The sequence below is a fragment of the Vibrio sp. D173a genome (assembly GCF_030248475.1).
This window is the reverse complement of sequence record NZ_JAHGAH010000298.1, coordinates 1-10,028: the sequence shown is the minus strand read 5'-3', so window position 1 is coordinate 10,028 and position 10,028 is coordinate 1. Positions and strand designations below refer to the sequence as shown.

Annotated in this window: 9 protein-coding genes and 1 pseudogene; all 10 read left to right on the top strand. The window is 40.0% G+C overall.

Annotation, left to right across the window (positions count from 1 at the left end; all coding sequences use genetic code 11):
* The first annotated feature begins 536 nt into the window (after positions 1 to 536).
* Positions 537 to 1,037: a toxin-activating lysine-acyltransferase gene (locus KIV40_RS24570; RefSeq protein ID WP_285351806.1), complete on the top strand. Its 501-nt coding sequence runs from the start codon at positions 537 to 539 to the stop codon at positions 1,035 to 1,037.
* A complete protein-coding gene (locus KIV40_RS24565) occupies positions 1,027 to 2,388 on the top strand; it encodes a protein adenylyltransferase SelO family protein (protein WP_285351804.1) in 1,362 nt (453 codons plus the stop codon). The genes KIV40_RS24570 and KIV40_RS24565 overlap by 11 nt, the downstream gene beginning before the upstream one ends.
* Before the next feature lie 14 nt (positions 2,389 to 2,402).
* Positions 2,403 to 3,578, top strand: a complete 1,176-nt coding sequence (locus tag KIV40_RS24560; RefSeq protein WP_285351803.1) for a glycosyltransferase family 2 protein — start codon at positions 2,403 to 2,405, stop codon at positions 3,576 to 3,578.
* Between the two features lie 56 nt (positions 3,579 to 3,634).
* Complete coding sequence (locus KIV40_RS24555; RefSeq protein ID WP_285351802.1) at positions 3,635 to 3,892, top strand: hypothetical protein; 258 nt, start codon at positions 3,635 to 3,637, stop codon at positions 3,890 to 3,892.
* A gap of 50 nt (positions 3,893 to 3,942) precedes the next feature.
* Positions 3,943 to 4,281 carry a hypothetical protein gene (locus KIV40_RS24550; protein WP_285351799.1) on the top strand — a complete coding sequence of 113 codons (339 nt, stop codon included), beginning with the start codon at positions 3,943 to 3,945 and terminating at the stop codon, positions 4,279 to 4,281.
* Complete coding sequence (locus KIV40_RS24545; protein WP_285351798.1) at positions 4,271 to 5,260, top strand: radical SAM protein; 990 nt, start codon at positions 4,271 to 4,273, stop codon at positions 5,258 to 5,260. Before KIV40_RS24550 ends, KIV40_RS24545 begins: the two co-directional genes overlap by 11 nt.
* Before the next feature lie 24 nt (positions 5,261 to 5,284).
* Positions 5,285 to 6,568 carry an HlyD family efflux transporter periplasmic adaptor subunit gene (locus KIV40_RS24540; protein ID WP_285351796.1) on the top strand — a complete coding sequence of 428 codons (1,284 nt, stop codon included), beginning with the start codon at positions 5,285 to 5,287 and terminating at the stop codon, positions 6,566 to 6,568.
* Between the two features lie 2 nt (positions 6,569 to 6,570).
* Positions 6,571 to 8,706: a peptidase domain-containing ABC transporter gene (locus KIV40_RS24535; protein WP_285351794.1), complete on the top strand. Its 2,136-nt coding sequence runs from the start codon at positions 6,571 to 6,573 to the stop codon at positions 8,704 to 8,706.
* Position 8,707: 1 nt separating this feature from the next.
* Positions 8,708 to 9,346, top strand: a complete 639-nt coding sequence (locus KIV40_RS24530; RefSeq protein WP_285351792.1) for an acyltransferase — start codon at positions 8,708 to 8,710, stop codon at positions 9,344 to 9,346.
* 150 nt (positions 9,347 to 9,496) lie between these two features.
* Positions 9,497 to 10,028 (top strand): annotated as a pseudogene (locus KIV40_RS24525) (DNA polymerase IV); the annotation flags it as partial.

The following is a 10,028-nucleotide window of genomic DNA, read 5'->3' as shown; positions in this document are numbered from 1 at the left end:
CAGCTGTTAGGTGGGAAATTAAGCCTAAGAAATACACTGAACGGTCGTCTTTGTCTCTAAACTGAATTACGAAACAAAGGCGTGTGAGGAGAATGTTTATAGTAAAACTCGATTGATAAAAATTTTTTAACTTCTAAATTTAAATAAAGACTAATGCATAAGTTGTTATGGCTATTTAAATAGTAAAAATATCTAGAAAAAATACCTAATCAATAGATATTATTGATATTTATATCGCTTGTGATTTATAAAAGTTATTGACGACGATGGGGCTAAATGTAATTATAAATAATAGTTATTTGTGATTGTTCGCAACGAAATACTTGATAAAGTAAAGAAGTAGCAATGAATTCTTCATGATAAGGGATTTCAACCCTTACTAATTAGTGTTCGCATTCACCTGAGTACTCAACTTCACAATGTAATGATATCTGTATCGCGAAACGGTGAAGTCATTAATTATTATAAATAGATTTATTCCAAGTTTTTAATAGATGAAGTTATCAATAAATAAGGTAGAGACACAGAAGGTTGCAATGAAAGAAAATTCTGTTTCTTTATCTAATAGTCAAATTTCTGGATTACCTTATGGGCCACTATCTAAGGTTGAAGTAACGCATGAGCTAGGGGTGTTCATCGAGATTATGGCGAAGTGTAAATCACGTCAACGCCTTAACCTAGCTTCATTCCTGCATTGGATAAAACCGGCAGTAATTCACAGGCAGTATAAATTTTTTAAACTATCTAGCGATGTTGGATTCACAGGATATGTCATCTGGGCTTGGGTAGACGATTTAACATTATATAATTATATGACTCAGCCTAGGTTCTCACTTAAACCAATGAATTGGAATGAAGGAAGCAATCTGATTATTGTTGACTGGTTCGTCGAAAAAAATAGAGAAAGTCAGTTGAGGAATTTATATAAGCATGTCATTTCCTCTACAAAAATAAGTAGAAATAAAATCAATGTTTGTATTCGAGATGAACAAGGAAATATCATAAAAACGAATAAACGGAGTATTTATGGTTACTGAAATATTTAGAACACATAAGTATGTAGGAAAAGATAATACTCCTTATGTTGAAAGAGATTTACCTAAAGAATCATTTGTTTTGTTTGATACCTACAAACTAAAAGGTAGTGAAGTAGTTTGGATCAATAAAGAGCTTATACAAGATTACGGTATCGAGCTAGATGAAGACTCGATTAAAAAGGAACTCATCGAGAACTTTAGCTATGTTTCTAGGGGCTATGCCGATAAAACGAGGGTTATTACCAACGACAAAAAGCAGTTTATGGCAGACCAATACGGCTCACGACATGAAGTATGCAACGGTGGTAGTGCAAGGTGTGGTTTAAACGGTTTTTTTCAAGTTAAAGGGATTGGGCGTAATCCATTAGTAGCAGTAAACATATCTGAAAGTCATTCACACGGAAAGCTGTTTATAGATGAAGCGATCAGTGAAGCTATATGGGGAGAACTTTGTCATAAGCATCTTCCTTATGGAGCGATACGTACTTTAGCTATCATCAAAACTAACACGAAGCATAAGTTTGGGTATTTAGATGATGAACCTAATAAACACTGCGCACTAACAATAAGGGAGCTATCTGTACGTCCTGCCCATTTTGAACGTTGCACCTTCTTTTGGCCAGAGGAAAGTTACCGTCACCTTCGTGATAATGATGCCAATCGCGTAAGAATGGCTGCGCCCTACTTTTCAAGTTTGTTGTTAGGTGAAAATGTGAATGCGCCGCTTGGCGATGCCCTCAATATAATGATTGATCGATTGGCTTGCCAGATTGCAGCATCGAGAGTGAAAGGCATACCACATGGTTCCTTAACGAGCTCAAACATATCGGTTGATGGTAGATTTTTAGACTTTGGCACCATGACAGCGGTGCCTGATTTCGGCAACTATGTGCTGGCAAATGGTGTTGGTGCCGTATGGGACGACCATGAGCTCATAGAGTCCTGGCTAGTTAACTTCATTGACACGCTTAACCATTACTCACTAAGCGGATTAACAGCAAGTGAAATAAAAGAGCATTCGTCAGAATTTTCGAGATTACTTGATGAATATGAGAACCAGTTCTTGTTGAGGGAGTTAGGGATTGATGAACACTCACAATCGAACCTTTATCAAGCGAGGTGTTTGAAGGAAAGCCTTAAAAATGATGAGCGTAGGACAATTACTCGATTTAACGATGAAGAATTTCGTCAAAATGTACTAATAGAAGCAAGGAGAATTGGGCTCGATGTCAATATAGTCAAATTTCCTTTACGAAAGGCGAAGTATTCATCTTTTATCATGCTCCAAGGTCACTTGAATACAAAGTACGACTATCAATCGGTTAGTCAACTTATAAATAGCTATTTATAATAAGTGAGATAATTATGGTTGATGTTATTGAAGTGATTTTAATCGCTACGTCTTTACTGTCATTTATTACAACATTAGTTTTATTTGGGTGTTATAAGCTTAAAAAGTCTAATTCCAAAAGTCGTAACCATCCAACTGTTTCTGTATTCCTACCCTTTTACAATGAAAATGAGGAACACTTAGTCTGTGCATTAAACAAGCTAAATGAACAAAGCTATCCAAGTCGAATTCAGATTATCGTTATTGATGATGGCTCTACAAATAATGCAATTGCTGGTGTTAGGGAGTGGGTTGCTAATACCAAGGTTAATCATGACTTCCAAGTTGTAGAAAGGAAAGTTAATGGTGGCAGGAAGGGATTTGCTTTAGACCACGTCCTAGAACTTGGTATAGCTGCCGGGGAAGCGTATGTCGTTGTAGACAGTGATACCTATATTGAAAAAAATGGTATCTATGAACTGGTTACTAAACTTTGGTCTGATGAAAAATACGCAGCCGTGTGTGGTTATATCACACCGGAAAATCACAAAGACAGTTTCATTGGAAAACTGCAGCATTATGAACATATTAGTTTTTATGGTGCGATTAGAGCCGCACAGGACAAATTAGGATGCGTGCCAGTATTGGCTGGGGCCTTCGTAGCTCACAGAGCTTCAGCTGTCAAAAAGCTAGGTGGATGGAGCGAGTGGTTAGTCGAAGACATTGCATGGTGCTGGAAGGCGATATCTAACGGTTATCGTACCGGTTATGCACCTAAAGCGAAAGCTACGACGCAGTGTCCTACTGATGCAAAAGGTCTATTCAATCAACGTCGACGTTGGGCTCGTGGACGAGTAGAAGCTTATACCGAAGCTTGGAAGGCACATTGGATAGTAGGCTTGTGTGCATCGCCTTGGTTTCTGTTGACCGCAGCACAGTACATTTTTCCATCGAGCATTATTTTACTTGGATTTATGGTTTCGATGGGTATTTGGGTTCCAATATTGATCGGCATTGCCCATATGATTATCTACTTTTTACTGGTGAACTCATATATAAGAGATTTTGATTTGTCTGATGACTTGTCAAATAAGCAATTGTTCAAAGCTCCAATATATTCAGCCTTGCTGGAGTCGATTACATGGCTACCAAACTTGCTTGGTTATTCTGATGAGATTCTGGGTAAGAAGAAAGGCTGGTTAACAAGATAATTTCTATGAGTGCAGTACTCTTTTACTGTAATTAAAATGTGAGGAAATACCTTATTATGTATAACTTAAGTATTGATGAAATCTCTATGGTTGATGGTGGTGGTGACGGTAATAGCAGTGGCTACCCTGCGAGTCCAGGTTCTAACCGTCCAATGTCTCAGACTCAAGGAGCAGCAACAGTAGGCGCTGCAGCAGCATGGGCTGGAGCATTTGCTGGCTGTATGGCTGCAACAGGTGGACTTGGCGCTATTGCTTGCGGAGCTGCGGTAGCTGCAGCTGCAGCTGGAACCGTAGGTGCTGGAAATACTCGTTAACTAATAATACACAGCCCTTGAATAAAGGGCTGTATAAATAGGAATAAATTATGGATATCAAAGACCTTTTTCCTAGTGAAAAATGTAGAGTACAGAATGGTGACACTATCGTATTTAGCAATTCATTATTTGGAGGGGTTAGAGTTAAAAAGGGTGAAAAAGGATATGTTGTTTGCTCTTCATCTGAAATTAAGTCTGTTGCTCTAATTCTTATGGTGCTGTCCTTTTTAATAATGTTTTTTATTGCTAACCTTGATAGCCCTTTATTTTATTCGGCTTTGATTTTAGGGATTATTGTGCAATTCTTATCTATATTGATTGCCGAAGCTAGAGTTCTTTATGTTAAAGAAATAATATTCTCATATAATGGAAGATCGAATGTTGATTAATAAATTAGAATGTGAAAGTGGTTTTTTTTTCGTAAATTGGGCACTAATTAATAATTGCAATTATCAGTGTGAATATTGTCACACTGATCTAAATTCTGGCAATATCAAAGCTCCAAAATATGAAGTCGTAGCTAAGTTTGTAAGGGACCTATTAGAAAATGCACATAGATTGCAGTTGAAACCATATTTTGAATTTGGAGGAGGCGAAGTAACTCTTCTTAGATATTTTAGTCAACTTATCAAGTACATCCATCGTAATGATGGCATAGTCAGTATTGTTTCAAATGGCTCGAAACCGTTGAAATGGTGGATCGACAATACTCAGTTTTTGGGTGGTGTAAGCTTGAGTTATCACATTAATGACATCAAAAGTGAGTCTCATTTCATTGAGGTATCTAAAATCCTTGAAGCCTCTCAAACCACTCGTTTTCACGTCAATATCATGATGGTTCCCGAGCGTTTTGATGACTGTTTGGAGTTTGCAAACAAGTTAAAAAAGGAAGTCCGTTGTTCTATTGCTCTCCAGCCTCTTTTTGAAGGTTTCGGACATGGTGGGATTACTAAGAAGTATCCGTACACGCCCGAACAAGAACAGATAATGAGAGATTTTTGTGGTCGACCAGAGCTTAAAACACTTCCCCCTTCAGTGGCTGAGCTACAGATTAAATATGCCGATGGTACAACCAAGAATCTGTCCACTTTTGATCTCATCGCTAATGATCAAACCAATTTTGTAGGTTGGGACTGTTATGCTGGTATTGATAGTTTAGTCGTTACATTTAGCGGCGATATTTACCGTTCTTGGTGCATGCAGGATGGCCCGATAGGCTCCATCTATGATGAAAAGATTGAACTCCCGACTCTCCCTACAAAATGCAGAACCAAGATCTGTCAATGTGGTGTCGATTTGTCAGCCAAAAAAGTAAACACTAAATTGGTATCAAATAAGCAACAAAGAATTGCCGTAGCGCAACTTTAGTTTTGTTTGTGGAAAGAATTACTCGTGGTAGTAAGAGCCAAGCATTTATATCGACCTGAGTATTTTGAGGCGCAGAAGTCTGAGAATCAAGGTTCGATTTTAATCGATGCATCATTGAGTCAGCACCTATTCGTAGTTGCATCTGTGTTCGTTTTGATGACGATTATTATGTTCATTGTTTTTGCCGATTATACTCGTAGAGATACACTGAATGGCGTGGTTAGTCCGACTGGCGGTATTGTAAAGATACAGGCAAATGATGAAGGGTACGTCGAAAAAGTATCTGTTACTGAGGGCCAAAGAGTACAAGCTGGTGAGCCGCTGTATAAAATAAAAACTGAGCGATATGATAAGTTTGGCCAAGGCGTTAAACAGCAAATCGTCACAACCATTGAAAATCAAATTGCTCTGATAAATGAGCGCCGAAATAAAGAATTAGAGAAGCACCAACATCAGTTAGAGGTTATTGATGATGAATTAGTACGCTTGTCTGAAGAAGCCGGCATATTAAATATTGTTGTTGACCTATCTGAACAGGAGCTAAGCCTTGCTCAAAGTTTGGTTGATAAACAGCAAGTGTTGGTTAACAGGCACTTCATCTCAGCTATCGAACTTCAAAGGCAAAAGCTTGAGCTAATAACACTAGAGGCTAAGGTACAAACCCAGCGCTTAAGTTTACAGCAGTTGGTGAGAGAAAAAGCCAAACTAGAAGAAACGAAAGAAACGCTCCAGCTGGAACTTGACATTGCTCTGAAAGAGATAGACCGCCAACTCCAACAAATGGCTCAAAACAAAATAGAATACTTTTACCAAACGGATACTCAGGTAATTTCACCAGTTAACGGTGTGGTTGCGTCAATTTTCGTTAAGGAAGGCCACTCCGTTAATAAAGGTCAACCGCTTCTTGTTGTTATCCCAGAAGGCGAAGAGCCTGTTGTTGAGTTATATGCACCGAGTAGGAGTATAGGCTTTATTCAAGAAGGTCAAGATGTCCGATTGCGATTTGATGCGTTTCCCTATGAAAAGTTTGGTGTTCAACAAGGCATTGTTTCATCTATCTCAAAATCTGCCGTCTCTGCCGAGATGTTACCAAATAGCCCGTTGATACAAAGCCAGCTTTCGCGCACTTATGGTGGAGTAGGTTTGTACCAAGTAAGAGTTAAATTAGACAAACCCACAATTTCGGTTTACGGGGAGGAGCAAATGTTTGTACCAGGTATGACATTGACAGCAGATATTGAATTGGATACGCGCAAAGTATATGAGTGGTTGTTAGAGCCTTTGTATACCATTAAAGGGCGAATGTGATCATGCATCCAGAAGGATTGATAGATTGGGGGTGGGGAAAGAAGCTCTCTTTAATTCGACAAACAGAAAAAGCGGAATGTGGTATTGCATGCCTCGCGATGGTTGCTGATTGGCATGGTTACAAAACCGACCTGCGATCGTTAAGAGCTAAATGCGGTGTTACACAGCATGGAATGTCATTCGCACAGCTTATTGAGTGCGCTGCACTTCTTAAACTTTCTGGACGTGCGATACGCTTAGATCTTAATGAATTAGACCAATTAGCCACACCTTGTATTTTACATTGGAACTTAAACCATTTCGTTGTGCTAAAAAAAGTGAGTGGCAAGAGAATTGAAATTCACGACCCAGCCAATGGTTTATTGAAACTGAGTTATGATGAGGTCAATAAGCATTTTACAGGAATCGCACTTGAACTAATACCAACCCACGACTTTGAAGAAAAAGTTGAAAGTAAAGCGGTTAGGCTATCAACTTTGATTGGTAAAACCGTTGGCCTCAAAGGAGCATTAGGCCGAATTTTTATGTTCGCATTGGTATTAGAGGTGTTAGCGCTTACCTTACCCATCTTCAACCAGATTGTGATTGATGAAGTGTTGGTAGGGTATGACAAAAACCTCCTTTTACTCGTCGTTGGAGCCTTACTTATGGTGGCAGCGTCGCAAACCCTAATCGGTCTTGCTCAGCAATGGACGACAATCAAGCTATCAGTGAATTTTAACATGCAGTGGGCGGCAAATGTTTTCCATCATTTGTTCCGATTACCTATAGATTGGTTTGAAAAAAGGGATATCGGAAGCATTAGTGCTAAATTCTCCGCTGTAGATGTCATTCAACAAACGTTAACGACTAGTGCTATTCAGGCTCTACTCGACTTAGTTTTAGTGGTTGGAACACTTTCGGTTATGTTGGTTTACAGCCCTCAGTTATCACTAATTGCGATTGTCGCTTCACTTGGTTACATCGCTCTCAGGTTTGCTTGGTTTGGTGCTTTTAAACGAGCAGAGGAAAACACTTGGGAGGCCAGCACTCAAGAAGAAAGTTATTTTATAGAGACAGTTCGTGGGGTGTTGAGTTTAAGAGTTAACGGAACGCTACCATGGCGCGAGTCTTCTTGGCGGAACCTCAATATTAACCGAAGAAATGCCCAGCTACATGAGCAAAAGCTTGTGATGATCTACAACACAATGAATGTGACGATTGTTAGTCTTGTGTCAGCGACGGTTCTCTGGTTTGGTGCAAACTTAGTATTAGATGGACTCTTTACAATCGGCATGTTAATGGCTTTCCTTTCATATCAAGGTCGATTTTCTGCCAGTATTAGCTCATTAATTGATAAGTATTTCGAGTTTAAGATGTTATCTGTATATAACGAACGTTTAGCGGATATCGTTTTAACTGAGAAAGATGTGGAAAGCGATCCTGATGCTCTAGGGCAGCCCGTTTTAACCAATAATTCAAGCGATACTGTTATCGAATTTGACAATGTATTCTTCTCCTACGGAAAAGATCAGCCTTCTATTCTTAACGGCGCTAGCTTTAGTATAAAAAATAATGAGATTGTCGCGTTAGTCGGTCCATCTGGTTGTGGTAAATCAACAATTTCTAAACTGTTATTAGGTATTTATTCCGTTACGTCAGGTAACATTAACTATTTTGGCAATAAGTCGACAGCCTCCAAATCTCTTAGAACTCAAGTCGGTGCAGTATTACAAGAAGACCAACTGTTTAGTGGTTCAATTATCGAGAATATAACTTTCTTCGCTGGCGATTTAGATGAAGAGTGGCTTGTTGAGTGTGCTCGTAGGGCGGGAGTTCATGATGACATTGAACGTCTCAATATGGGGTACCACACTTTGGTTGGCGAGATGGGGTCTAGTCTTTCTGGAGGCCAAAAACAAAGAATTCTCATTGCGAGAGCGCTGTATAAAAAACCCAAGTTTCTATTGTTGGACGAGGCGACGAGTAGCTTAGACATCTATACGGAGTCGTTTGTTTGCCAAATGTTTAAAGAGATCAATACCCCTATTTTGATGATTGCTCACCGTCCGGAGACGATAGCATCGGCTGATCGAGTGCTGCTGATGGAAAGTGGTCTAGTTCAGGAAATTCCAAATAACTTTAAGCAGGGGAATTAAGATGTATAACCACGAAAGAATACTCTGTCCAGACAATCATTCGGCGTTATCTGAAGTTGAATTGATGGAACAATATAGCAAGTTCTTTGGCTCGGATAATTGGGTGACATTTTCCGGGTGCCCTTCGATAACTATGACTCAAATTGGCTCAAATGGGTTTGAGGGTTTGGAGAATGGAAGAGAAGTAATTTCCATTGATTCAGGATGTTACATAGAGTCTTCTCATTTTCCCGCTTTTCCTTCTGGAGTATCTAAACTGACAAGTGTTTCTGTTAATAACAGGCCATTTGGAAGAATACTTATCGGCAAAGGATGTGTGCTCCAAGGCACTTCCATCTGTGCTTACGACAAAGTTTCAATAGGAAACAATGTGATTTTTGGCCCTAATACAGTGATTATGGATTGCAGCGGCCATGCGCTTACAAAGCGAGGCCATCCGGGTGAGCTTGATAGGCTTAAAGCCGAGCCAGTCATAATTGGCAACGACGTTTGGATCGGCTACGGGTGTATTATTCTTCCTGGGGTAAAGGTTGGTGATGGCGCCGTTATTGGGGCCGGTAGCGTCGTGACAAAAGATATACCTGCTAACTGCATGGCTGCTGGCAACCCATGCACTGTCAAAAAAATAGAATTAAGCTAACTGAAAATAGAGGGCTTTGTTTCGTAAATCGATGGAACTAAATCCAAAGTTTGCGATCTGATCGGCTACATTCATTCAAGCCTGTAGTCTCATGTCTAAACCTCGTTACAAAAAAGCAGCTGGAAGAAATACAATCAAACTCTCATCAGCCGAGGCTCTGCCACCCTAATCGCAGAATCGATTTGTCGCGACATACATACGGAGTTGGGGCTAACGGCATCGGCAGGTATTGCGCCAATTAAGTTTCTTGCCAAAGTTGCTTCAGACATGAACAAGCCCAATGGCCAGTTTGTGATTCCACCCGATAAAGTCCAAGAGGTAGTCGATAAATTGCCTTTGGAAAAGATCCCAGGTGTTGGCAAAGTGAGTTTGGAGAAGCTGCACCAAGCTGGCTTCTATCTATGTGAAGACATAAAAAACAGTGATTACCGTGAGTTGTTGCGCCAATTTGGGCGCCAAGGCGCTTCATTGTGGAAGCGCAGCCATGGTATTGATGACCGCGAAGTGGTGGTGGAACGCGAGCGTAAATCGGTTGGGGTAGAGCGTACGTTTAGCGAAAACATTGCTACTTACGATGAGTGCTGGCAGGTGATCGAAGATAAGCTCTTCCCTGAACTAGAGAGACGTTTAGAGAAAGCCAGCCCGGATAAGTCGATCATTAAGCAGGGTATCAAGCTCAAGT

Excerpts from the sequence above, each read along its gene's own strand:
- KIV40_RS24530 (WP_285351792.1), top strand. The coding sequence starts at position 8,708 with ATGTATAACCACGAAAGAATACTCTGTCCAGACAATCATTCGGCGTTA.
- KIV40_RS24555 (WP_285351802.1), top strand. The coding sequence starts at position 3,635 with ATGTATAACTTAAGTATTGATGAAATCTCTATGGTTGATGGTGGTGGT.
- KIV40_RS24570 (WP_285351806.1), top strand. The coding sequence starts at position 537 with ATGAAAGAAAATTCTGTTTCTTTATCTAATAGTCAAATTTCTGGATTA.
- KIV40_RS24560 (WP_285351803.1), top strand. The coding sequence starts at position 2,403 with ATGGTTGATGTTATTGAAGTGATTTTAATCGCTACGTCTTTACTGTCA.
- KIV40_RS24550 (WP_285351799.1), top strand. The coding sequence starts at position 3,943 with ATGGATATCAAAGACCTTTTTCCTAGTGAAAAATGTAGAGTACAGAAT.
- KIV40_RS24535 (WP_285351794.1), top strand. The coding sequence starts at position 6,571 with ATGCATCCAGAAGGATTGATAGATTGGGGGTGGGGAAAGAAGCTCTCT.
- KIV40_RS24545 (WP_285351798.1), top strand. The coding sequence starts at position 4,271 with ATGTTGATTAATAAATTAGAATGTGAAAGTGGTTTTTTTTTCGTAAAT.
- KIV40_RS24565 (WP_285351804.1), top strand. The coding sequence starts at position 1,027 with ATGGTTACTGAAATATTTAGAACACATAAGTATGTAGGAAAAGATAAT.